Source organism: Dehalobacter sp. DCM (genome assembly GCF_024972775.1).
In the GTDB taxonomy this organism is placed as follows: domain Bacteria; phylum Bacillota; class Desulfitobacteriia; order Desulfitobacteriales; family Syntrophobotulaceae; genus Dehalobacter.
The window spans coordinates 1,040,963-1,065,747 of the sequence record NZ_CP092282.1 but is presented as its reverse complement, the minus strand read 5'-3'; the positions used below and the strand labels follow the sequence as shown (position 1 = coordinate 1,065,747).

Genomic DNA, 24,785 nt, shown 5'->3' with positions numbered 1-24,785 from the left:
TTTATCTTTTTGCCAGCGTTACTTAGTTTCTGTCTGAGTTGCAGTCCCTGTTGCATTCTGCCCGGCAGGCCAGGCCGACAACACAAAGACCGGATTCTGACCCATGAGCAGGTGATAGTCCGCTAATTTCCTGGATCGGGCTACGGTTACCTGCACGAGCTCAACCTCGTATGCCGTACGATCCCGGTAATAAGCCATTGCTTCGTTCAAGGTCTCCAACGTAATGGCATTGATCACGATCCCGGCATCGTTGTTCTTGGCATACACCGTATCCAATATTTCTTTCAGATTGCCGCCGCTCCCGCCGATAAAAACCCTATCCGGCGGTGGCAGTTCTGCAATTCCTTCAGGGGCTGTATTCGTGATGATGATAAGATTTTTAGCCCCGAACTGTTCTTTATTCCGGTGAATCAACGCAACGGCCTGCTCGTTTTTCTCGATGGCATAAACAAAACCATGGGTCTGCTGCAGTGCCATTTCCAGGGAAACAGAACCGGTACCCGCACCAATGTCATAGGTGATGTCACTTTGCCTAAGACGCAGCTTTGATAACGAGACTGCCCGAACTTCCTGTTTGGTCATGGGCACATCACCGCGTATAAACCACTCATCCGGCAAGCCATGCGTTATGTAAGCTCTTTCCAATGGAGCAGGATTTTCAATCATCATGACACTCAAGGAAGCAAAGGATTCTTTGGTAAAGTCTTGGGCTGTCCCGGTAACAATCCGCTCATTTGGATAGGATAAGTTCTCACCGATACTGACTTTAACCTCCGCTAAACCGAAATCAGACAGTTTTCGGCAAATGGCAGCCGGATTCTGGTCTCCGCCGGTCAAGACAAATACCTTCCGGTTATTCAGCACGTTGCCGACAATGTTCCCTTCCCGGCCATGCAGACTGCAGATTGCCGCATCGTCCCAGGCTGTTTTGATTTTCGAGGAAAAATACTGAAGTGACCCAATGCCGCAAATCAAACGGACATTCTTAAGGTCTGTTATATTTTCCGTTTCAAGGGCGCGGAGCAGCGATTTCGCCAGGCTGTAGAAACCAACATCCCCTGATACCAGTACGGCAACGGCAACCTCAGCTCTGCCCTCAGTCAGAAATTCTTTCATCAGTTCCATTATTTGGGGGACATGAGTCGCCGTATGCTGAGTCTTATCCGGGAATGCCAATTCCTTCAGGATGCGTTTATCCCCAATCAGATAGTCACTTTTCGCTATGGCCTCCACGGCTTCCTGGGTCTGCTGCAGCAGATTTCCGGGACCCATCCCAATGATGCTGACCGTAAGCATCAGACTTCACCTGTCATGTCACTTATCCGATCAACAAGGATCTTCGCCAATCTTCTATCCGCTCCCAATGTTTTACCAAAACTGATTTCCACACCGGGATTATCCTTTAAGAATTCATCGATCTCAGCCGGAATATCCTCCTGGATATGAACGCCATCAAATAGAAAATAAGGTATGATTTTTATTTTGTTAACACCCTGGTCAACAAGCTTCTTTAAGCCCATTTCCAAATTATTTTCAGAGAACTGTAGGAATGCATAGGTAATCAGGTCAGCGCTGATTGTCGTTTTCAGCTCTGTTTGAACCATTGCGATGATTTCCTTCAGTGTATTCTCCGTTTCGCTTTGTCTGCTGCCGTGAGCTAATATTAAAATTCCCGTCATTACTCTCATCCTTCTCTTTAAATTTAATCAGCAATTTAATTTAATCCAGAATAATAAGCGATCCATATCAACTGCGACATAAGTCAGTCGAATGTCAATGTCATCCATGGACAAATTTTTTAGAGCGCCCGAAGAGCCTTTTCCGCACATTCCAGCGTCCTGTCGATATCCGCTTCCGTGTGGGAATAAGAGATAAATGCCGCTTCGAACTGGGCAGGTGCGAGGTAAATCCCCTGCTTCAGCATGGCGCTGAAAAAGCGGCCATACCGCTTTGTATCACAGGTCAAGGCATCGGTGTAGTTATGAACTTCCTGCTCTGTAAACAGCAGGGTTGAGAGCGAGCCGATGGCGTTAACCGTCGCTGCTACTCCGGTCACTTTCAGAAGTTCTCTAAGTCCACTGCTGAACTTTGCTGAAAGGCTGTCAATATGACTATAAATTTGAGGATTATTTTTCAGTTTGGTAAGCTGGGCAATCCCGGCAGCCATAGCCACAGGATTTCCGCTCAGGGTCCCGGCTTGATAAACACCGCCGCAGGGTGCGATCTGCTGCATGATATCTTTGCGGCCGCCATAGGCCCCCACCGGCATCCCACCGCCGATGATTTTTCCGAAAGCGGTCATATCTGGTTTAAGGCCATAATATTCCTGCGCTCCACCTAGTCCAAGCCGAAATCCCGTAATGACTTCATCGGCGATCACAAGGGCCGCGTTCTCTGCACATATTCTTTGCAGATCCTGGAGAAATCCGGGTTTCGGCAAAACGACGCCCATATTGGCCGGCACAAGCTCAACAATCACGGCTGCAATCTGATCTTTGTTGTTTGCAAACAAATCCTGGACGCTGCCGATATCATTAAAAACCGCAGTCAGCGTATCATTGGCACAGCCTGGTGTAACCCCAAGACTGCTGGGTACGCCGGAAGAAATGACGCCCGAGCCTGCTTTGACCAGCATTGCATCACTATGCCCATGATAGCAGCCTTCAAATTTAATAATTTTATTTCTCCCTGTAAAGCCGCGAGCCGCCCGGACGGCGCTCATGGTCGCCTCAGTCCCGGAATTAACCATCCGGATCATTTCCACAGACGGGACCAAATCACAGATCAACTGGGCCATAATGACCTCCGCTTCGGTGGCTGCACCGAAGCTTAAGCCGTTTTCGGCTGCTCTTCTTACTGCCTCTAATACTTCCGGGTTGGCATGTCCCAGGATCATCGGTCCCCAGGAACCGATGTAGTCGATATACTCATTGCCGTCGATATCGTAAAGTCTGGCGCCCTGAGCGCGACTGATGAAACGCGGTGTGTCGCCCACCGATTGGAAATTGCGCACCGGACTGTTGACACCGCCCGGCATCAGCTTCTTAGCTTTTTCGTATAATATTTCCGATTTCATACCCTATACCTGCCTTGTCTTTCTTTAGCCTATTCTGCCTTCCGTGATATAAGCGGCAATTTCCGGTGCAAAATAGGTAATAAGCATATCAGCCCCTGCCCGGAAAATGGCGACGGTGGTTTCGCAGACCATGGCGGCCTCATCGATGAGTCCCGCCTTGGCTGCTGCCTTGATCATGCTGTACTCTCCGCTGACGCTATAGGCCGCCAGCGGCAGATCAAATGTATCTTTCATCCGGGCTATCACATCCAGGTAAGCTAAGGCCGGTTTGACCATCAAGATATCTGCGCCTTCCTGGACATCGAGCTCCGATTCACGCAAGGCCTCCCGCTGATTGTGATAATCCATCTGATAGGTTTTCCTGTCGCCGAAGGATGGCGCACACCCTGCCGCCTCGCGAAACGGGCCGTAAAAAGAAGATGCATATTTGGCTGAATAAGACATGATGGGGATATTAGTAAAATGATGCTGATCAAGTGCTTCGCGAATAGCCTGAACCCGGCCGTCCATCATATCGGATGGTGCCACCATGTCCGCGCCGGCCTGGGCATGAGAAACTGCGACTTTTGCCAATATCGGCAGTGTCCTGTCATTATCCACTTCCCGGCCGTCCAGCAAACCGCAGTGGCCATGGCTGGTATATTCGCAGAGGCAGACATCCGTGATGACATTGCACTGGGGAAAACTTGTTTTGATTTTCCTCACTGCCTGCTGCAGCGCTCCGTTTTCGTTAAAGGCTTCACTGCCGCTTTCATCCTTATGGCTGTGTTCCGGTACACCGAACAACAGGATACTGTTGATTCCTGCCTTGATAACCGATTCAACCGCATATTCGACCCGGTCCGGGCTGTACCGTTTCTGTCCGTCCATCGCCGCAATGTTTTCTTCAATCCCGTTTCCTTCCGTGATGAACAACGGATAGATCAGTGCACTCTTCGCCAGACGGGTTTCACGTACCATTTCCCGGGTAATTGGGTCTTTTCTTAATCGCCTTGGCCTGATTACATCCATAGGGTCCTCCTTCGGTACTTACACTAAACTTTTATTCAATCATTTATTTCTTAATCATCAATAAAAGTATCAACAAGTCCAGTTCAACTTATTTACCAATGAGATTGGCAATCGCCTCAACCATACTGTCCAACGTCGCTTTTTCAGCAGTAATACAATGCATACCATAGGCCTCGGCAGTCTTCGCCGTTTCCTCCCCAATACAAACGGCGTTAACTTTGGTAAAATCAAGCTCCGGCAGGGCATTGACAAAGCCTTTCACTGTGGAAGCGCTCGTAAAGGCGGCATAATCAAAATCATAGGCCTGTATAATATCCTTGGAAAAGCTGTTGCCGTCGGCTTCATAAACAGTATCATAGACGGGAATATCATCATAGACAATGCCTTCCCGGTCGAATATCTGATTCAAATCATCGGATCCTTCCCGGGCCCTGAGGACAAGAACCCTTTCCCCTGGAGCCAGGACTTTGGTCAATCCCTCGGCCAGACTGGCCACATTAAAGGTTTCCGGCATATAGTCCGCATACATGCCGCGCTGCGTAAGCGGCTTCGCTGTTCCGCTGCCGATAACCGCAATCTTAAGCCCGTAGAGTTCACGGATGTCGCGCTTCATTTCCTTCATTTTATCAAAAAGGGTCTCCACACCGACGGCGCTGGAAAACACCAGCCAATGATAGTCCCTGATCTGTTCCAAAGCAGCATTAAATTCAGGATTTTCACGAATTGCTCTGGTTTGGATACACGGAAACTCCACCGCTTCTCCGCCCAGATCACGGATCTTCTGACTGAGCACAGAATTGAGTTTCTCGGGCCGGGTGACCACCACCCGTTTGCCGGCAAGGGGACGCAGTCCTGCCCATTCGAAGTTCTCCGCCAGAGAACAAACCTTTCCAATCACGATGACTGCTGGGTTATGAATTTCTGTTTTGGCCACGTCCTCGGGCAACGAGCCGACAGTGGTCAGCAGCCTGCGCTGCCTGGCTGTGGTTCCTTTTTCAATGACCGCTGCCGGCATATCGGCAGCCATACCCGCATTTAATAGTCCCTCGGAGATACTTTTAACTGCGGAGACCCCCATCAAAAAGACCAGGGTTCCTTTCATATTGACCGCAGCCTGAAAATCAATATTGGGTGCCTCGCCTTCCTTGGTATGGCCGGTAATGATATGCAGTGAGGAACAAAAATCTCTGTGCGTCACCGGGATCCCTGCATAAGCCGGAACAGCGATGGCGGATGTGACGCCGGGTACCACTTCGAAGGGGATCTTACGTTCAGATAAAAGTTCCAGCTCCTCGCCGCCCCGTCCGAACATAAACGGGTCTCCACCTTTCAGGCGGACGACACGTTTGCCCTCCAGTGCTTCTGCCAGCAGGATCCGGTTGATTTCTTCCTGCGGGACACGATGATAGGTCGGCAGTTTGCCAACATCGATCTTTTTCGCTTCTTTTGGAATAAGATTCAATATCTCAATCCCGACGAGTTTGTCGTAGACGACGACTTCCGCATCTTGCAGGACACGAAGACCTTTCAGCGTTAAAAGTCCTGCATCCGACGGGCCTGCTCCGACCAGCCAGATTTTTCCTGTCTTCCTGTTTTCCATTTATTTTACCTCCGAAAGCAGTTTCACGGCTAAACGATGTCCTAATTCCGCAGCATCCTCGGTGTTCCCGCTGATTGTACCTCTCGCCTGGGCGCCGGTAATGACATCGACATGCAGACCCGTGATCCGGATTTCATTATGGGCTACCTCGGCAAAGGCGGCAGCAGGCGAACTGCATCCTCCGTCCAGTGTCTGGATAAAAGCTCTCTCCGCCAGCGCTGCACTTTGTGAATCCTTGTTATTAACACATTGCAGGAAACTAAGATCTTCCCCTTTTCTGCCTTGGATTGCGAGTATCCCTTGGCCGGCTGAAGGGATCATATCCTCAGTAGAGAAAATTTTACTGATCCGACTTTCCAATGATAAGCGTTTGAGTCCGGCATAAGCCAGCAACAAGGCACTGAATTCGCCGCTATCCAGTTTTCTTAAGCGGGTTATTACGTTGCCCCGGACCGGTTTGACCTGAAATCCCGGATAAAGATCATGAAGCTGGATCGTCCGTCGCGCACTGGAACAGCCTACCGCTTTCTCTTTGTCCATGTTCGCCATCGATTCCATATGCAGTGGCAGGACCAAGACGTCTCTGGGATCTTCTCTTTGGGAAAAAGCCACGATAGGCAGATCCTTCGGAAGTTCAGCCGGCATATCTTTCAGGCTGTGTACCGCGATATCGATCACACCCTCGTTCAAGGCTTTATCCAATTCTTTGACAAAAAGACCTTTACCACCGATTTTATCAAGAGTTTGTTCCAAAATAACATCCCCTGTGGTTTTCATGGTGATAAGCTCCAGTTCCAGTTCAGGATGGTTTTCCCGGATCATTCCCATGATCATCTCTGACTGGATTACCGCCAGCCTGCTATCCCGGCTGCCAACGATTATTTTCCTTTTTCCCATGCGGCTACCTCTATTCTGGTTAAACCTGTTATTTTATCTCCTAACAAATCTGACTTAAGCGATACTGTCATGATTAAATTAGGTTATTATGTCGCGATGTGTATCGGTTTCATTCCGAACAACTGGCGTGTCATTCCAGTAATTCATCCACGTGCAGTCTGAGCTTATCTGCAGCCTTCCTGACCCCCCTATGGTCTTCCCCGCTGGCCGTCAGCCCGATCACCATATTTCCTCGTCGGATCACAGCCGGGAAATAGAATGTACAGAGTTCTTTGGCATCCGCAACACTGATTGGAATGCCATGGCGTGTGCACTCTTCAGCAATTTGTCGGTTTACGTGGGAATCACTGGTTACGGCCAGGACCAGACATGCACCCTGACAGTCTCCTTCAGTATAGTGGCGGCGATACACGGAACACGTTTCATTGATTGCGAGGTCTGCTTCAAGCTCCGGAATGATTTCTGGGGCAATCACCGTTATGCTGGCCTTAAATTGCAGCAAGGTTCTGATTCTTCTTGCCGCGATTTTCCCGCCCCCGAAGATAACAATTTTTTTATTCTCCAGGGAGATAAAGAGCGGAAACCAAGGATGCTCCTGCTGCCATTCCAACGAATAGTCTGTAACCAATTTTTGTAGAAGCTCGTCTTTAGCGGTAATGGTACATTGCCCTGACCATACTGTCTGATGTGGATCTACAATATCTACCTTATCTGTATTATCTGCCTGATCTGTCTGCTCCCCTTGATTGGTTACCACGGCGCCAGGCTCGGGACGCTTAATCAGTATAACGGTAATACCGAGTTCCCGGGCTGCCTCCATTTTCTCCCGGAATCCTCCGGCGATACCGGAATCCTTGGTGACCAGGAAGTCAGCCTTGGCTGCTTGCAGCATCGCGATATTCAGCTCCGTGGAAAAAGGACCCTGCATATAGCTGATGTTGGACTTTTTGAAGCCAAGCATTTCGCACTTTGCCATCACTTCCGGCATGGGCAGGACTCTGGCAAAAACTCTTTCCCGGTAGTCCCGGACTATAGTAAAGGCGTCGATTTCCTTGCTCCCGCAGGTCAGGTAAATGTTGCCGGTGGTTTCGTTTAATATCTGGGCTGCTTCCCTGCTGCTATTTACGCTGATGATATTATCCGATACTTTCGGATCAGATACTGTTTTTTCTTGGTATGATTGATCCTCTGCTCTTTGCAGCCGGATATAGTCTGTTGATGTCTCAAGGCACGCTTCCCGGATATTATCCGTTACGACCCGGGCATAAGGGTGCGTAGTATCGATCACGCAGTCCGGCTTAACCTCCCCGATGAAAGCCTTCATTTCCTCCGGGCTCAAACGCCGGGCCTGAATGTGAATATTCCTGCCAGCCTGAATCAATTCCCGGCCATAATCGGTGGCCACTGAAACATAGACTTCGGCGTTGCTGCGGCGCAGCGCACCGACCAATTCCCTTCCTTCAGTTGTCCCGGCAATGATCCAGAATACCGGCTTTTTCATCATTTTTTATATCCCCTTGGTGTCACCAGTTTGTTATGAATGATCCGTGTCTGCGAATTTCCAATAATGACCGTCGTAAACATATCCACTTTTTTCTCTCGTAATTCCGTCAAACTGGAGACAAGCTCGTAGTTTTCGCCGTCTCTGCCAATACTGCGCACAATACCCGACGGTACACCATTGCTTTGATGACGCATTACAATATCACACGCTCTTTGCAAATAATCGTGCCGTTTCATGCTTGACGGATTATAGAGTACAATAACAAAATCCCCCTGGGCTGCCGCCGCCAACCGGGCTTCGATCTTTTCCCAGGGCGTTAATAAATCACTGAGACTAATCACGGCAAAATCATGGATGAGAGGCGCTCCAAGAACGGCGGCCCCGCTGCAGGCAGCGGTAATTCCCGGAATGACCTCAACCTCCAGCATGGGATAAGGCTCGGCAAGTTCCAGTACGATCCCTGCCATACCATACACTCCGGCATCGCCGCTGGAAACCACTGCCACTGTCGCACCCGCCAAAGCCTTTTCGATGGCTGTCCGACAGCGGTCGACTTCTCTTTTCATCGGGGTGGCAATTATTTCTTTCCCGGGGAATTGATCCTTGATCAAATCGATATAGAACGTATAGCCAACTAAGATGTCACTTTCCCGGAGTGCCTCCAGCGCACGGTTGGTCATTTGTTCCGGACCGCCCGGTCCTAAGCCTACCACATATATTTTCATCGTCTCTTTTTACCTTATCACTTTCTCTAAATTTGTAAAACACTCATTCCAAAGATCGCGATCAATACTGTCTCTGAATCCATACAGTACCGAGCTGACTACTTTTTCTGCGACTTGGGCCAATCGGTTTTCAAATGCCGTCTTTTCCTGATCACTTAAATCGAGATTCTCCAGATCTTTTTGCAAGTTGCGGCAGATTTTTTCCGAAGCTGAACTGGATATGTTTTGCAAAAGGGGCAGATAGTTCCGGATTTCAAAGGAGGCGATAAACTTCGCGATATGTTCCTCAATGATGGCATTTGCTGCAGCTAAAGAACGCTTATTTCGAAGCTCTGCCTTCGCCAGTCCCAGACTGTCCATATCCAGTAAAATGATATTATCTATTTCACGCACCGTAGGTTCAATATCCCGCGGCACGGCCAGGTCACAAAAAACTTTTGTTCCATACCCGGGGGCCAGGACTTCAGCCAAGGCCTCCGCTTTCACGGTATAATGCGGGCTGGACGTCACACTGACCACAATATCCATTTCCGCCATTTCAGCATAACGTTCTTCATAATCTACACCCTTGCAACGCTTCGGTAAGACATATGTCTTATGATTATGCTGTCTTAAGGTAATATAAACCTCTGCGCCGCACAATGCTAACTGGCTGGCGACGATCTTTCCCATCTCGCCGTTGCCGATGACCAGACAGCGTTTATTCACCAGAGAGGGCACAACTTCCTGAATTCTCTCCAGCGCTTTGGTCGCCACCGACACATCGGTTGCGGTCAGCTTAATCTCTGTTTTAACTTTCTTGGCAGAGGTCACTGCCATCTGGAACAGCTTTTCCAAATAAAGGTCCGCTGTGTTGGCTTCTCTGGCTTCCTCGATGGCGTTTTTGATTTGGGACAAAATCTGGCTTTCGCCCCAAATTTGGGACTTGAGTCCGCAGGCCGTCTGAAAAAGGTGAACATACGCTTCTTGGGAACGGCGAAGGACAAAGAGGTGCTCATAGTTTTCCCGTTCTGTCTTCTCCAAGTTTTTCAGGTCACATAGAACTTGGGCCAAATCAACCATGTAACCCTCTTTTTCGCTGAGCCATAGCTCCGTACGGTTACAGGTGGAAATAATCACGGCCCCTTCCATACCGTCCCTTTTGACAACAGCCTCCATCGCTTGTCTGCTTTGAGTCGGCGTAAAGGCAAACAGTTCACGTTCCTTTAAGGACGCTTTTTCATGATCGATGCCGATCATTCTAATATTCAAAGCTAACCCTCCATTCCTTCTGGGCCAGAGCAACGGTCACCCCATGAGCGGATACTTTCGGACTGATCAGGCTCCCACCGGCGCTTGCCAGTACGGCAGCCCGTTCACAAACATTACCGACACCGGTAATCGTGCTGACAAATTCTGACTCTGTATAGTTACCCGGTACGGTAAGAAGCTGGTCTTTCGTATAAAAATGCAGCGGCAGGCTATTTTGGGCAGCAAAGTCCTGCAAACCCTGTTCATCTTCCTTAAGGTCGATGCTGGCAATCCCTGCAACCGCCTCGGGACTGATCCTGTTTTTTTCCAGCTGCTCCAATACGAGCTCTCCGATCTCTTTCTGCGGCGTACCTCGCCGGCAGCCGATCCCGAGATATACCGTCCGCGGAACAATATTCAACGTGTGTGTAAATGGGTGTATCTTGGCATTCAGCGAAACACAAATGCCAAGATCAAGGTCAGGTCGATCCTTTTGGATTAGTCGGGGCAATTTTCCTTCAATTTTCAGTTCGCTGTAAAAGCCCACAGGCTTAGCTGCCAGCAGCCGCGCTGAGATTTCTTTCGCTGCTTTCATATCGGATATCCAGGCATCATGGACTGCGGCCCATTCGTCAACGGCAAAGAGATTGTTGACATCTGTAGCGGTAGTAAGCACCGGGACGGCCTGCAGCGACTCAGCAATCCTGTCGGCCAGCCTATTGGCACCGCCAATATGACCGGACAAAAGCGGAATGACAAACTTTCCCTTTTCATCAAGGCATATAATTGCCGGATCGGCCGTCTTATCCCGGACGAAGGGGGCGATGGCCCGCACTGCGATCCCACAGGCCCCGACAAATACCAAGGCCTCATTCGCCGTAAACAGTCTGCCCGTGAAGCTTATTAAATCAGGCAGGATCGGCTCTGCCAGCTCCGTGCCGCCGATTTGTCCGCAAAGTTTTTCCGGCAGATAACAGCGGGCTTCATCACCCTGGGATGCAAACACCTTTTTTATTTTCTGTGCGAGATCCGCACCGTTGACCGTAAAGGCCAGGATGCCTATTTTCATGATCAACCCTCATTTTCAAGATCGCGAATCGTTACCTTCCCGAAATTCATGGGTAAATGTCGGATCATAGAGTTTGGAACGGTCGTAGACATCCCCCAAAAACCATCCTACGAGAATCAACGCGGTCTTGGTGATCTGATTGTCGCGGGCTGTTTGGGCCAAGGTCCCTACCGTACAATGGAAATGTTTCTCGTCGGGCCATGTGGCCTTATAGACGATGGCCGTCGGTGTGTCAGCTGTATAACCGCCTGCGATCAGCTTAGCACTTAAATTATCCAGCATCCCGGTACTGAGAAAAATCGCCATGGTGGCCTGATGGGATGCCAATAGCGCAATATCTTCTTTCGGTGGTACCGGAGTTCTGCCTTCCATCCGGGTGATGATCACAGTCTGACTGATGTCCGGTAAGGTATATTCTTTCTTTAGGGAGGCAGCTGCACCGAAAAAAGAGCTGACTCCGGGAACCACTTCGTAAGGAATTTTTTCTTCATCGAGCAGATCCATTTGTTCACGGATCGCACCGTAAATGCTCGGATCACCGGTATGCAGGCGAACCACTTTTTTTCCAGCCCGTTCGGCAGGAACCATCACTGCGATCACGTCTTCCAACGTCATTTTCGCACTGTCGTAAATGACACATTCTTTTTTTGTAACGCTCAAATGTTCCGGATTAACCAATGAACCGGCATAGATGACAACATCGGCCTGTTCTAAGAGCGTTCTGCCGCGCACGGTAATCAAATCAACTGCTCCCGGACCGGCTCCAACAAAATAAATCATTTGGTGATCTCCTTTTCTTTGACAATGATCGTCGAAAAATAGCTTGCTTTCCCCTTGGCATTTCGGATATCATGATACACTCTCTCCGTGGGCATACCGCAGCATTCTACCATCTGGGTATCCTCAACCAGGTCTCTGCTGAGCAATTCTTCCTTCACGTTGCTGAATTCTTTGCCGGATTTCATTAGGACCTTGGTCCCGCCCCAACTCAGATAATCGAAGGATCCCTCATAGGATGCCGGAATAATGTGCAGCGGCTGCGCTCCCTCGCAAAGGGGGGTGTTGAGCCGGGCGGCAACTGCGCAGAAAGAGGGGACTCCCGGTATCAGCCGGGCATCATAACCCGCATCCAGTACTCGGTTGTGCAAATAAATATATGTCGAGTAGATTGACGGGTCCCCGAGGGTCAGAAACGCCACCGACCTGTTCTGTTTGAGCTGGTCCATGATGAGCTCAGCCGCTTTTTGATGGCTTTGTGCCAGTATTTGAGCATCCCGGGTCATCGGCATATAGAGTTCGAGTATTTCTTTTTGGGAAAGATCAACGGCCTGCTTAGCGATATTCCAGGCGGTCATTTCTTTTTCATCGGTACGCGGAACAGCAATCAGGTCTGCTTCTTTGATGATCCGTATCGCCTTCAGCGTCATTAGTTCAAAGTCCCCAGGCCCAACGCCTATTCCATATAATGCTGCGTTCATGCTGTTTCCATCCTTTTAAGCTTATTTATGATTTCATCTGCTTCCGGAGTTTTGCCCAAGATGCCCTGTTCGTTAGTGTACAAGATCACACCGGCTTTCACTTTGTTTTGCAGACGGTAATGTACATAGTCATTGATTTTTAACATAATCGACGCGAATACATCGTTGCGGAGGCCATAGCGGTCCAAAACGGCAACCGCTTCCGGTGCTGTCAGACAACGCATGATCTCCTGAACGATCTCCCGCGAAGCACCGTGAAGGGCTGCATGAACGGCGATAACCTCCATCCGGCAGTCCGCATAGCGAGAATGGGTATTCATGATACCGGCAGCCAGCTTAACCAGTTTTCCGGCATGTCCGATCAAAAGCAGGCTGTCAAAGCCCAATTCCACGGTAAAATCGAGCATTTCACCAATATAGTTACTGCACTGGACCAAGGTATTCTGTAATCCTAATGTCCCGCGGGCAAATGTTTCCCCGTAGTTTCCCGGGCACACCAACAGATGGCGGCAGCCCTTTTCCTTTTGCTGGTTCATCTCAAGCCGAACCGTATCGATCAACGCTTTCTCGCTCATGGGTTCAACCATGCCGGAAGTCCCCAAAATCGAAATCCCGCCGACGATACCCAAACGGGGATTGAAAGTTTTCCTGGCAACCGCTTCCCCTTCCGGAACAGAAATCGTAATAGTGAGACCACCCTCATAGCCCAGCGCGTTGCAGACTTTCTCTGCTTCCGCGATGATCATACTTCGGGGAACCGGATTGATTGCTGCTTCTCCTACTGGGCAGGCCAGTCCGGGCTTTGTGACCCGGCCAACTCCCGTGCCGCCGTCGACGCGAATAGCCTGCTCTTGCGCTTTGGCAACCGTAGCGAAAATGAGGATCCCGTCGGTCACATCCGGATCATCGCCGCTGTTTTTTTTGACGGCACAGGTCACCTGATGATCATCCCGCTGTATTTCCAGTACTTTCATCGTGGTGACGATGCCTTTCGGTGTAGCAATGGCTATTTCCGTACACAGTTCGCCGCTCAGCAGCATCACAGTTCCGGCTTTGGCTGCTGCCGCCGCGCAGGATCCTGTCGTGAAGCCGCAGCGCAGTTTTTTATTTTGTTTGAGGACATAAAGTTCTGCCTGGTCCATAAGTACTTATTTCCTTAGTTTAAATTTATTTCTATGTAAAGCTCAATTAACTTTATTTGAAGTATATCGAAATCTCCAGAAGATATCCGATTTATTGGAAGCCGTAAATTGATATTCCGGATTTCTTCTTGTCATCCGTGACATAAGTGAAGCGCCAACTCTCCATATGGACTAAGCCGATAGTTTGCAATAAACAAGGTACTGCGAATTATGAATGATCTTTGTTCGGCCCAGTTGTTCATCCGTGAACAGAAAAAAAATCTCTCAACTCGTTATGTTGAGAGGTTATATTCGAAGGAAATACCTTTTGAAATACCACACACCTCTCTATCGCTCGTAGAGTATAACGGTGAGATCAAACAGGCAGGTCTTCTGGCTCCAGTATCATCATTCTCCAGACCTTCCCAGTTTCCCAGTGGCATTCCTGAAGAACTCCTCTATTACAGCGGCGTGACCGCGCGGGCTTTAACCCGACTTTCCTTTTCACTAAATGATGCTGCCTGCATCATTCAACACCTGTTCTACACGTATTCAATTATCCATTAAGTTGGATTCAATCGTTTTTGGATATAATCCAGACTCATTATAGCGCCCTTTTATAATGGAATCAACTATTATTTTCGACAATATTATTCTCTAAATATCATTGTCTACTATCACTCGCGGCACTCTTTTGGTCAAGCCGCAGGTGATCTCATAACTGATAGTCCCGCAACGGCCCGCAATTTCATCGGCTGTAATTCGATCTTCCCCGCAATCGCCGATTAAGATCGCTTCGTCCCCTTCGTCTACCCCGCGAATATCGGTCACATCCACCATCGTTTGGTCCATACAGATCCTGCCGATGATCGCCGCCCGTTTCCCTTTGATCAGGACCTCACCGTTATTGGACAATGACCGCCGCCAACCGTCAGCATAGCCGATCGGGAGCGTCGCCACTTGCGTCGGACGTTCCGCAACAAAGGTCCTGCCATATCCGACACTCTCCCCTTTGCGGATTGTTTTCAATTGAGATATACGCGTCTTCAATGAAAGTACCGGTTCAAATCCTGCTTCCTGGCCGGTATGCGTCATCGGCAAAAGTCCATATAAAATAATCCCCGGACGGCAAAGTTCAAAATGACTTTCAGGCACTTGGATGATCGCTGCAGAATTAGCCGCATGGCGGATCGGAATAGTAATTCCGGCAGCACGTAACTGATCACGAAGGGTATTAAATAGCGTTAGCTGTTTGGAGACATAGGTCAGATCGGTGCCATCAGCAGTAGCGAGATGCGTATAGATTCCTTCCAAAAAAAGACCGGGAAGCCCGGCAATCTTTTGAATCGCTTCAAACGCATTATCCCGAAACCCGATCCTGCCCATCCCTGTATCCACTTTGATATGCAGCCTGGCTGTTTTATGCAACTTCTCGGCCGCAGCCGATAGGGCCTCAGCCTGGCGCAGTTGAAATACCTCCGGGATAATATCATCTCTGACCATGATCTCCGAATACTCCGGGAGCGTCGGTCCGATGACCATGATGGCAATATCCGGAAATTCCTTCCGCAATTCCAGTGCTTCATCTAATATCGCAACGCCAAAACGAGTTACCCCTTCTTCTCTTAAAGCGCGGACTACCGCTATGGCACCGTGTCCGTAGGCATCTGCCTTGACAATGGGCATCACATCACTTTTGGTGAAACTTTTTACCCTTCTGAAATTTCGTTTCAATGCGCCTAAATCAATTTCTGCCCAAACCGGACGAAAAAATTCCATTTTATTCTCCTCATGTGTTCTGTCCATATATTAATTTTTTTGCTCTTCAATTTCTCTGCGAACCTTGGGCAAATACTCCGTTACTTCCGATGCGGTATAGCCAGATAACCCATATTGCTCTTTCAAGGAATCCGCTGCTTTACCATGAAGGTATACTCCCATACACGCTGCACCAAGTGGCGGCACGCCTTGGGCAGTCCAGGATAGGATACTGCCAGTCAGGACATCCCCGGTACCGCCTGTACCCAAGCCAGTATTCCCGGTCATATTAAGGAATACTCTCCCGTCAGGTGATGCCACAATGGTACCCGCCCCCTTAAGAACGATGATAGCTCCCCACTCAACAGCTTTAGCCATCGCAATCTTAAGGCGGTCGTCCTGTACTTCCGCTGGTGTCATACCGCATAAGCGTGCCATTTCACCCGGATGCGGCGTTAAAATGAGATTGCCCTTACCTTTCCTGGCACTTAAGAGTTCCGGTTCCTTCGCCATCAGGTTTAACGCATCGGCATCGAGTATGACTGGAATATTTGTCTCTACAAGTATATTTTTTATAACTGCAAGAAATGACTCCGTTTGCTTAAGTCCCGGTCCAACAGCACAAGCATCTGCATCCGTCAGCCGCTCTTTGATATTTAGCCAGGCATTGGCTGAGAGCATTTCATAGTCCGGCGCCGGCCAAACGGTTGCTTCGATTACACCCAGATCAACTGTTTCCGCGATTGCTTCCGGTGTTACGATCTGAAGCAGTCCGATACCGCAGCGTAGAGCAGAACGCCCGGCTAACATGACGGCGCCGCTCATCCCCAATGATCCGCCGATCAATATCCCCTTGCCATGTGTCCCTTTGTGCCCTAATGGATGCCGAATCGGGATGAGCGGTTTGATAACTTCATCCGTTAAAAGGTAGGCAAATATTTTTTCCTCGCTGATGACAATTTCCGGTATAGAAATCGGATCCGTCACCAGCCTTCCTGTATAAATCAGGCCTTCTCCCAGAAAATGCCCCAGCTTTGGCAGCCCAAACGTAACAGTGACATCCCCTTTTACCGCAATATTATGTACTTTTCCGGTATCCGTTTCTAACCCGCTGGGGATATCAATGCAAACAACAGGAAGATCTGTTTTATTCAAATCTTCAATGAAACCCTGGATAAATTCAGGAATAGCCCCTTTAAAACCGGTGCCATAGAGTGCGTCAACAGCCACATTCGATTGCATCAGTGCCAGTTTGAACAAACGAAGCTGTTTTTCATCATCAACCGGGATAATCTTTTCACCCATTTTTTGATATAAATCATAGTTTAACCTGGCATCCCCTTGCAGTTCGGTGGGGACAGCAAAGAGAAAAACAGTTACTTCCATCCCTAAAATGCGGAGGTGCCTGGCGACAGCCAGACCGTCACCGCCGTTGTTTCCTTTACCGACAAGTATGACGGCCTTTTGTCCGCGCAGACATTTTCCGCCAACTTCCAGAAGGGATTTTATTTCCCGAACCACAGCCAGAGCAGCATTTTCCATGAGAATTGATCCCGGGATGCCGAAGTCATTAATGGCATGGGAATCAATATTGCGCATTTGTCCGGCACTTACAATACGCATCTTATAGCCCTCCTCGGAAAATTATATTTCTTATTGAATATACTTTTATTATTATAGCGTACTGCGTCAAATGAAAAAAGCGTTTATACCAAAATGGCCGACGCAATTGCCATCTCCTTGGTATGAGAAAGGCTGAGACGCACTATGCCGGCCCCTCTTGCTCGGGCTATGATACACGCTCTGTCACTAAGTACAACATAGGGTTCTCCTGTTGTGTTCTGGAATATTTCAATATCATGCCAGGAAACACCGCTAAGTCCAATCCCCAAAGCCTTTAAAACCGCTTCTTTACCGGCAAATCGAGCCGCTAAAGAAGCGATGTTTTTATTCTCGAGCAGAGCCAGTTCTTTTTCCGTAAATAGACGAGCGGCTAATCTGGGGTGTCGTCTGTATGCTTGCTCAAACCGTGAAATTTCAATTATATCAATTCCAGGATACACGCTGATCCTCATTTCTAAACATTATTCCTAATGAAGGCAACTTTTCTATCCATTCGCATCATTATCCATTAATGCCATATTATTATCCGTCAGCGTCATGATGTCATCGGACCTGTTGACAGGACTATCCGGCTTGATGATTTCCGAATAGGGAAGCCGCATGGTTACGGTCGTACCTTCTCCAAGTTTACTTTCAAACGTTAAACCGTATTCTTCGCCGTACATTCCCTTGAGCCGGGCATGAACATTGGCAAGTCCTACGCCGTTGCCGGAACCGACACCGGGTAGAAGAACATCTTTTAATCGTTCTTCTTCGATACCCATACCATTATCTATCACTTTCACCATCAGTTCGGAGTTTCCATCGTCCTTTTCCATTTTTGTTACGTTGATGGTTACGATACCATTCGGTGTAAGCATGGGGGTAATACCATGTTTCACCGCATTTTCCACTAACGGTTGGATGCTTAATCGGGGGACTTCTGCGTTCATAAGATCCCTCGGAATCTCATGCTTTATTTTCAGTTTTTTCCCAAAACGCGCTTTTTCCAAGACAAAATAATTATTTACGAACTCCATTTCTTCCAACAGCGAGATTTGAGTACCCCTGGACTTTAATGCCTTCCGGAAGAATTCTGCCAGATGGATCAGCAGCCTCCGGGCACGATTGGGATTCGTCCGACTGGTGGCAATAATCGTATTAAGCACATTAAAAAAGAAATGCGGATTAATCTGTGCCTGCAGGGCATCGAGACGAGCTTCCATGGCCAAATTCGCCTGATGGTCCAACTCGGCGATTTCCACCTGGAGGCTTAAGATCTGACCCATTCCAATGGCTAAGCGAGCGATATCCGGCGATATTGCTCCACCTTTTGTCTCATAGAGTTTAAACGTCCCGACAACATTGCCGCGGCAAACCAAAGGGACAATGATTGCTGCTGCTAACGGGCAATCACAACTCCCGAACATGGGGCAGTTTAATCCGGCTTGTGTCTCTACTATTTTATACTTAGCCGTCCGTATGACTTCCCGTGTGGCTTCAGTCAGGATTTTATCCCCAGGATGGTGCATCTCACAGCCGGCCCCAAGATACGCCAGCTGTTTTTCACAGTCAGTGATCGAGACGGCCGCGACCTGTGAAATATCCTGTATGATCCTTGCGATTTCTGCTGCGTTTTGTTCATTTAACCCACCGCGCATATAAGGCAGTGTCTCATGTGCTATTTTCACGCTCAATGCTTCACGCTGCATCGTATTTTGGGGTGCTGCTTTTTTCTCCATTCTCTTTTTTTCCCAGTAGTAATAACAGGCATCCAAGATCATAAAGGCAGCAAGAAGGTAAGCATTTTCCAGATAAATACCGAGTATTATTTCTAAAATAAAAACCAGCAAGAGTACAGTATCTTTATTCCTATTCCAAATGGTAATCATCTTTACTTTGGCTTTACTTGTTTTCAAAACGTTTTCTGTCATAATCGTTTCTTCACGCCCTTTTTAAGTAAGGTCTGGATTTTCTTTCTTCCTTCCTCTGAATTTAGAACGAGAAGTAAAATATCACCTGCGTCTAAAAGGAAGTCCGCACCGGGCGAAAAGTTCTCGACACCGTTACGAACGACACCGACAACCGTTGCGCCAGTCTTTTCTCTTACCTTTAGCTCGGTCAATGTTGAACCTACCGCTGCTGAATCCTGCGGAATCTCTATTTCCTGAACATCATTCCAGCGCGTAATAAATCGATCGGCATACGTAGAAACCTTTTGTAAAAGGGTGTCAATCTGTTTATCAATTTCTTTTCGTTTATCCATCAAACTTTTTAACTCATCCATAAATGCTTGGATCTCATTTTTTTGGTCAAAGGATTTTAGAAATTTTTCAGCTTCCGTACGTGAAACCACAACGATACCGCTGCCCTGTTTGACCTCAACGACACCTTCGCTTTGCAGGATTGCTATGGCTCTGCGGATGGTTTCAGGAGAAACATTGAATCTTCCGGCTAACGTCGATCTTCCATGAATCTTATCGCCCTCATGATACTCCCCAAGAACGACAGCATGTGCAATTTCATAGGCGATTTCCTGATACCTTGCCTGTTCCAATTTAAACCCCTTACTTTCGCGTACGTAATAAATCTTTACTTTTCCTGTTGTTACAATTCTACCCCAGGGGAATAGGGATGACAATGGTTTTTTAGGCATTATACCCTACTTTTGACACAGATAACCTATTTGCCGGTTAAATACTGTCATCTAAGATGATTTACACGATTTTAGCCGGATTATTCGTAATCATTCACACTATTTCTATTAAAATGCGCAAATTATGCAATTATTTCCCCCTTGCATCTGACAACTTTAAATGTTATGATTGGTTGGCAGTAAATATTTTACTTATATCTGCTTTTTTCTTTATACGGTGTTGGAATTCCTGATTGATGAGGAGGGGATATTATGGCGATTGCTTTATATCGAAATGATCATGAATCCCGTTCATTTGCTTTGAAACGAGCCGCTGAGCTAAGACATCATGCCCAACCCTATCTTAAAAAGGCTGCCATCATTCCTACTGGATTTAATATATCGGAGTTGTACCATTCTCAAAGAGACAGAATTTGCCATTTCTTTAATGCCTCTCTGGAAGATTGGAATGATTGGCGCTGGCAGATGGCCCATAGAATTACTGACGCCAGCATTCTAAGCGCTATTTTCCCAATGACTAAAGAGAAAATTATGGAGATTACCCAAGTTGGTCGTGTTTACCGTTGGGCAATTTCCCCCTATTACTTAAGCCTAATGGATTTTAGCAACCCGCGTGACCCTATTGCCATGCAAGGGTTACCAAGCATAGACGAACTGCAGGATAAGTATGGCGAGACAGATCCTATGGGTGAAGTTTTGAATTCACCTGCCGCCTGCATTACCCGACGTTATCCTGATCGATTGATTATTAACGTGACCAATATGTGCGGGATGTACTGTCGTCATTGCCAGCGCCGCCGAAATATTGGAGAAACAGATGAACATAAATCAACCCAGGAACTTGTAGAAGCCCTCAATTATATTCGTATGAATCCCGAGATCAGGGATGTCCTGGTAACCGGGGGAGACGCACTCCTATTAAGTGATGATGTACTGGATTGGCTCCTTTCGGAACTACACGCCATCCCTCATGTCGAAATTAAGCGTATAGGTACCCGGGTACCGGTAACGTTACCCATGCGCATTACCGATAATCTGATCAAGATTCTAGCCAAGTATCCACCTATTTATTTGAATACACAATTCAACCATCCCAAGGAAGTGACTCCTGCGGCAAAGTTAGCGGCTGACAAACTGATTTCCGCCGGTGTTATTCTTGGCAATCAGGCCGTGCTCTTAAAAGGAATCAATACAGACCCCCATGTCATGAAAAAATTGAACCAGGAGCTGTTAAAGATCCGGGTTCGTCCCTACTATATTTTCCATGCTAAAAACGTAAAAGGCACCCGCCATTTTATCCCTTCCATTCAGCAAGGACTTGCGGTTATGGAAGCTCTCCGGGGGTTTACATCCGGTCTTGCGGTTCCGACGTATATCATAAATGCTCCAAAAGGCGGCGGTAAAACTCCGCTTCTTCCACAGTATCTGTTGTCCCTTGATGAACATAGGGCTGTATTAAAGACTTGGGAAGGGAAAATTGTGTACTATGAAAATCATTGTACCGACGATGAACCGTAAGCAATTTTCGTTGCGGATCATAAACCCATCAAACCGTTTTTCGGATACGCGGCTTTTGTTATAACACTAGGGAATACAGTTAATCCCTTGCTGGCTGTTGCGCCGTTCCATTTCCTGATCGATCCCGTTCAAAACTTCCCATTTACGTCGTGTCCATTCGGGAGCAATGACATCGTTAAGTGGTCCATCCCCCATCAACCGGTGAACGATCATTTCCGGGGGGAGAATCTCGAGGATATCTGTAACCAGACGGATGTATTCATCCATGGACAAAAGCTTAAGTCCTCCTTGTACGTACAATTCGGCAAGTTTTGTCCCGCGAAGAACATGCAGTGAATGAATTTTAACACCCTGAATAGGCAGCTTGGCAAGCGTAAGAGCCGTCTGCAGCATGTCTTCTCTGGTCTCTATTGGAATTCCCATAATCATATGGGCACATACGCGGATATTCCGTTGCTTGAGTTTTTGAACCCCTTCCAGGAAACATCGAAAGTCATGTCCCCGGTTCATCCAGGCAAGAGTCTGGTCATGTGCTGATTGCAGTCCAAGCTCCACCCATAGATATGTTTCTCTGTTCAATTTTTCCAGTACATTAAGAATTCCCTCATTCAGGCAGTCCGGCCTTGTCGATACGGATATTCCAACAACATGTTCAACTGCCAGGGCTTCTCTGTATATTTTTTCGAGATAGTCCACTGGACCGTAGGTCGCAGAAAATGATTGAAAATAGGCAATATATTTTGCTCTGGGCCATTTTTTGACTGTCCTAGCCCGGACTTGGTCAAACTGCTCCTTAATGGATAAACCTCTTTGCCCTGCAAAATCACCGGATCCCATTTCGCTGCAAAAGATGCAGCCACCGCTGCCCAATGTCCCATCCCGATTTGGACAGCTCAATCCAGCATCAAGAGATACTTTAATAACCTTTTCACCAAAAACCTCGCGTAAGTGTTCATTAAGGGTATGATACCTTTTATGCATAATGACTTCCTTTATTAACCAAGAATCGGTAAAATGCCAACGTCCAATCAGTTACCAAATCCACCCGGGTTTGCTTTGTGCCACTTCCAGGCGCTAGCTATGATTTCATCTAATTCGTGATAGTGCGGCGTCCATCCAAGCAAGGTCCTTGCTTTTTCCGATGATGCCACAAGGACTGCGGGATCGCCGGGACGCCTGGCTACGATGCTGGCCGGGATAGCATGACCTGTTATGGCTCGTGCTTTTTTTACGACCTCGAATACAGAAAAACCTTTCCCGTTCCCGAGATTATAAACGTCGCTTTCCTCAGTATTCTTAAGTCTTTGAAGTGCTAAGCGATGCGCTTGGGCTAAATCCATGACATGGATATAATCACGAATACACGTTCCGTCCGGTGTCGGGTAATCGTTGCCATAAATCGCTATTTCTCCGCGCTGACCCAAGGCAGCCTGCAGAATGATTGGAATCAGATGACTTTCCGGATGGTGATCTTCACCGATAGTACCGTACGGATGCGCACCGGCTGCATTAAAATAGCGCAACGCAATGTATTTGATGCCATAAGCCCGGTCACAGTAATGCAGCATCTTTTCTATAGCCAGCTTCGTTTCACCGTACGGATTGGTAGGAAGTGTCCGATCGGTTTCTTTAATTGGAATATTGACCGGTTCACCATATACAGCAGCTGTTGATGAAAAAACAATCTTTTTAACATGATGCTTATTCATTTGGGTTAACAAACGCTGCGCCGTAATGACATTATTATCATAGTATTTCAAAGGATCTGCCACGCTTTCACCGACCAGAGAATCTGCTGCGAAATGGACGACGGCATCGATCCGGTTTTCACTAAAAATACGATCTGTTACTTGAGGGTCACGGATATCCCCATGATAAAAAACAACATTGTTTATGGCTTGACGGTGTCCTTTTTGAAGATTATCTAAAACGATAACATCTTCACCATGGGCAGTAAGTTCTGAGACGGTATGGCTGCCGATATATCCGGCGCCGCCTGTAACCAGGATAGCCATGTTTTTCTCCTTTACACCATGTTATTTGTTTCATTATATTTCCATTTGATTATAGCCTAAAACTTCATAAAATCTCCTTTAAGGCACAGGCAAGTCCCTTAATCGCCGCTTCCATTTCTTCCTCAGGCAGAGAATTGAACCCAAAAAGAAAAATGTTTTCCGGAGCTTTTTGCTGGTTCTGCCAGTAGACTTTTGTGCCGTAAATGCCAAATCCCCTTAGTCTCATTTTATTTATCAAATCTTCCTGATTCATACATCCCATTATTTGGATTAATACATGCGAACCCGCTGGCGTCGGATAAATTTTAACGCTGTCTGCAAGCTGCTCCTGCATTACTTTTTTGAATATCTCGTATTTTCTCCGATGCAGCTGAGAGAGTTTTCGTACGTGTCTTTCCAGGTGCCCATCCCTGATGAAATAAGCTAATGCCGTTTGATGATAAGTTGGAAGTGACGAATTGTAATATTTGTATTTTTCTTGATAAACCGCCATGAGATTGTATGGCAGTACAAAATATGCACACCGTATCGAAGGAGAGAGAACCTTTGACAGGGTGCTCAAATAAATAACATTCTGCCCGCTGCTCAAAGACCCAATAGACGGAAGCGGTTTTTCTCCATACAGAAATTCATTATCATAATCGTTTTCAATAATATAGGCCTGATTCTTTTTTGCCCATTCGAGAATCTGCAGACGTTTTGTTAAAGATGTCGTGACTCCGGTGGGAAATTGATGGGAAGGCGTTAAATAAAGCAATTGGCATTTTGAGTTTTCTAAGGCATCCATATCAATACCGGAATCGGTAAGGGGGAGCATTTTGATTGAAAACCGTTTATTTGTAAAGATTTTTTGCATACCAATAAAGCTGGGGTCTTCTACGCCTATGGTGTGTATTTCCTCGGGCAATAATTCCAGTATAATATCCATCGCAAATTGTGTGCCGGCAGAGATAACAAGTTGATCTAAAGTGCATTTTACACCCCGGCTGGTGTTCACATAATTGCACAGACTTTCTCTTAATTTTACATTTCCTTTGTTGCATTCATATGCGATATCCATGGCGTAGGATTCCTCGAGCATCGCGTCCAGCGTATACTTTCGCCACTTTGTCCAAGGGAAAAAGCTTGATTCAAAGCTCGCATAATTAAAATCATATTTCAGCTGGGCAGACTGCTCCGAGGCTGCACCTTCTGAACTATTTCCCGATTTTACTATTTTCTCCGGTACTGTACCGGCTAACGCCCTTGAAATCTCTAGTGTTTCCACGTTTTCCACATAATACCCGCTGCCTTGGACTGATCGAATATAGCCTTCATCCAGCAATTGCAGATAGGCCTTGCTTACTGTGTTATTACTGATTTGCAGTTCCTCTGCCAAAACCCGAATCGGCTTAAGAGCATCGTTTTCTTTCAGATCTCCTTGTAGAATACTCTGCCGCAAGGCTTCGTATAATTGTTCATACAAAGATCGGCCGTTGTTATTAAGAATAAGCACAAAAATCCCTCTCTCACGATTGACACATAC

22 protein-coding genes and 1 riboswitch are annotated in these 24,785 nt (G+C 47.4%); of the genes, 1 reads left to right on the top strand and 21 read right to left on the bottom strand.

Going from position 1 to position 24,785, the window contains the following annotated elements; genetic code table 11:
* Nucleotides 1-18: 18 nt before the first annotated feature.
* The 18 genes from cbiE to LPY66_RS05095 form a co-directional block, all read right to left on the bottom strand.
* On the bottom strand, nt 19-1,296 hold the full coding sequence (cbiE, locus tag LPY66_RS05180) for a precorrin-6y C5,15-methyltransferase (decarboxylating) subunit CbiE (RefSeq protein ID WP_337987032.1): 1,278 nt from the start codon (nt 1,294-1,296) through the stop codon (nt 19-21).
* Complete coding sequence (locus tag LPY66_RS05175; protein ID WP_337987031.1) at nt 1,296-1,679, bottom strand: sirohydrochlorin chelatase; 384 nt, start codon at nt 1,677-1,679, stop codon at nt 1,296-1,298. The genes cbiE and LPY66_RS05175 overlap by 1 nt, the downstream gene beginning before the upstream one ends.
* A gap of 119 nt (nt 1,680-1,798) precedes the next feature.
* Complete coding sequence (gene hemL, locus LPY66_RS05170) at nt 1,799-3,076, bottom strand: glutamate-1-semialdehyde 2,1-aminomutase (RefSeq protein ID WP_337987030.1); 1,278 nt, start codon at nt 3,074-3,076, stop codon at nt 1,799-1,801.
* A gap of 24 nt (nt 3,077-3,100) precedes the next feature.
* Complete coding sequence (gene hemB, locus LPY66_RS05165) at nt 3,101-4,087, bottom strand: porphobilinogen synthase (protein ID WP_337987029.1); 987 nt, start codon at nt 4,085-4,087, stop codon at nt 3,101-3,103.
* Nucleotides 4,088-4,175: 88 nt separating this feature from the next.
* Complete coding sequence (cobA, locus tag LPY66_RS05160) at nt 4,176-5,687, bottom strand: uroporphyrinogen-III C-methyltransferase (RefSeq protein ID WP_337987028.1); 1,512 nt, start codon at nt 5,685-5,687, stop codon at nt 4,176-4,178.
* Nucleotides 5,688-6,584, bottom strand: coding sequence for a hydroxymethylbilane synthase (gene hemC / locus LPY66_RS05155; RefSeq protein ID WP_337987027.1), 897 nt, complete (start codon nt 6,582-6,584; stop codon nt 5,688-5,690).
* A 130-nt stretch (nt 6,585-6,714) separates the two neighbouring features.
* Complete coding sequence (cobK, locus tag LPY66_RS05150) at nt 6,715-8,088, bottom strand: precorrin-6A reductase (RefSeq protein WP_337987026.1); 1,374 nt, start codon at nt 8,086-8,088, stop codon at nt 6,715-6,717.
* Entirely contained in the window at nt 8,085-8,813 is a 729-nt protein-coding gene (gene cobJ, locus LPY66_RS05145; RefSeq protein ID WP_337987025.1) for a precorrin-3B C(17)-methyltransferase, read from the bottom strand. The genes cobK and cobJ overlap by 4 nt, the downstream gene beginning before the upstream one ends.
* Nucleotides 8,814-8,822: 9 nt before the next feature.
* Entirely contained in the window at nt 8,823-10,064 is a 1,242-nt protein-coding gene (gene hemA, locus LPY66_RS05140; protein ID WP_337987024.1) for a glutamyl-tRNA reductase, read from the bottom strand.
* Nucleotides 10,054-11,112, bottom strand: a complete 1,059-nt coding sequence (locus LPY66_RS05135; RefSeq protein WP_337987023.1) for a cobalt-precorrin 5A hydrolase — start codon at nt 11,110-11,112, stop codon at nt 10,054-10,056. Before LPY66_RS05135 ends, hemA begins: the two co-directional genes overlap by 11 nt.
* Before the next feature lie 15 nt (nt 11,113-11,127).
* A complete protein-coding gene (cobM, locus tag LPY66_RS05130) occupies nt 11,128-11,892 on the bottom strand; it encodes a precorrin-4 C(11)-methyltransferase (protein ID WP_337987022.1) in 765 nt (254 codons plus the stop codon).
* Nucleotides 11,889-12,590 (bottom strand): precorrin-2 C(20)-methyltransferase, encoded by a 702-nt coding sequence (gene cobI / locus LPY66_RS05125; protein WP_337987021.1) that lies wholly within the window; start codon nt 12,588-12,590, stop codon nt 11,889-11,891. Before cobI ends, cobM begins: the two co-directional genes overlap by 4 nt.
* Nucleotides 12,587-13,732, bottom strand: a complete 1,146-nt coding sequence (gene cbiD, locus LPY66_RS05120; RefSeq protein ID WP_337987020.1) for a cobalt-precorrin-5B (C(1))-methyltransferase CbiD — start codon at nt 13,730-13,732, stop codon at nt 12,587-12,589. Before cbiD ends, cobI begins: the two co-directional genes overlap by 4 nt.
* Before the next feature lie 345 nt (nt 13,733-14,077).
* Nucleotides 14,078-14,267, bottom strand: a riboswitch (cobalamin riboswitch).
* Between the two features lie 101 nt (nt 14,268-14,368).
* Nucleotides 14,369-15,490 carry an alanine racemase gene (alr, locus tag LPY66_RS05115; RefSeq protein ID WP_337987019.1) on the bottom strand — a complete coding sequence of 374 codons (1,122 nt, stop codon included), beginning with the start codon at nt 15,488-15,490 and terminating at the stop codon, nt 14,369-14,371.
* Between the two features lie 30 nt (nt 15,491-15,520).
* Nucleotides 15,521-17,092, bottom strand: a complete 1,572-nt coding sequence (locus tag LPY66_RS05110) for an NAD(P)H-hydrate dehydratase (protein ID WP_337987018.1) — start codon at nt 17,090-17,092, stop codon at nt 15,521-15,523.
* An 83-nt stretch (nt 17,093-17,175) separates the two neighbouring features.
* Nucleotides 17,176-17,532: a holo-ACP synthase gene (gene acpS, locus LPY66_RS05105; RefSeq protein WP_337988028.1), complete on the bottom strand. Its 357-nt coding sequence runs from the start codon at nt 17,530-17,532 to the stop codon at nt 17,176-17,178.
* A 45-nt stretch (nt 17,533-17,577) separates the two neighbouring features.
* Nucleotides 17,578-18,963 (bottom strand): sensor histidine kinase, encoded by a 1,386-nt coding sequence (locus tag LPY66_RS05100; RefSeq protein WP_337988027.1) that lies wholly within the window; start codon nt 18,961-18,963, stop codon nt 17,578-17,580.
* 38 nt (nt 18,964-19,001) lie between these two features.
* Entirely contained in the window at nt 19,002-19,628 is a 627-nt protein-coding gene (locus LPY66_RS05095; RefSeq protein WP_337987017.1) for a GntR family transcriptional regulator, read from the bottom strand.
* Between the two features lie 351 nt (nt 19,629-19,979).
* Here LPY66_RS05095 and eam point away from each other — a divergent pair, with 351 nt between their 5' ends.
* Complete coding sequence (gene eam / locus LPY66_RS05090) at nt 19,980-21,245, top strand: glutamate 2,3-aminomutase (protein ID WP_337987016.1); 1,266 nt, start codon at nt 19,980-19,982, stop codon at nt 21,243-21,245.
* Between the two features lie 66 nt (nt 21,246-21,311).
* Here eam and LPY66_RS05085 read toward each other — a convergent pair whose 3' ends face one another.
* The 3 genes from LPY66_RS05085 to pdxR form a co-directional block, all read right to left on the bottom strand.
* Nucleotides 21,312-22,226: a TIGR01212 family radical SAM protein gene (locus tag LPY66_RS05085; protein WP_337987015.1), complete on the bottom strand. Its 915-nt coding sequence runs from the start codon at nt 22,224-22,226 to the stop codon at nt 21,312-21,314.
* Between the two features lie 47 nt (nt 22,227-22,273).
* Nucleotides 22,274-23,260 (bottom strand): UDP-glucose 4-epimerase GalE, encoded by a 987-nt coding sequence (galE, locus tag LPY66_RS05080; protein WP_337987014.1) that lies wholly within the window; start codon nt 23,258-23,260, stop codon nt 22,274-22,276.
* A gap of 64 nt (nt 23,261-23,324) precedes the next feature.
* On the bottom strand, nt 23,325-24,755 hold the full coding sequence (gene pdxR / locus LPY66_RS05075; protein WP_337987013.1) for a MocR-like pyridoxine biosynthesis transcription factor PdxR: 1,431 nt from the start codon (nt 24,753-24,755) through the stop codon (nt 23,325-23,327).
* Between the last annotated feature and the right edge of the window lie 30 nt (nt 24,756-24,785).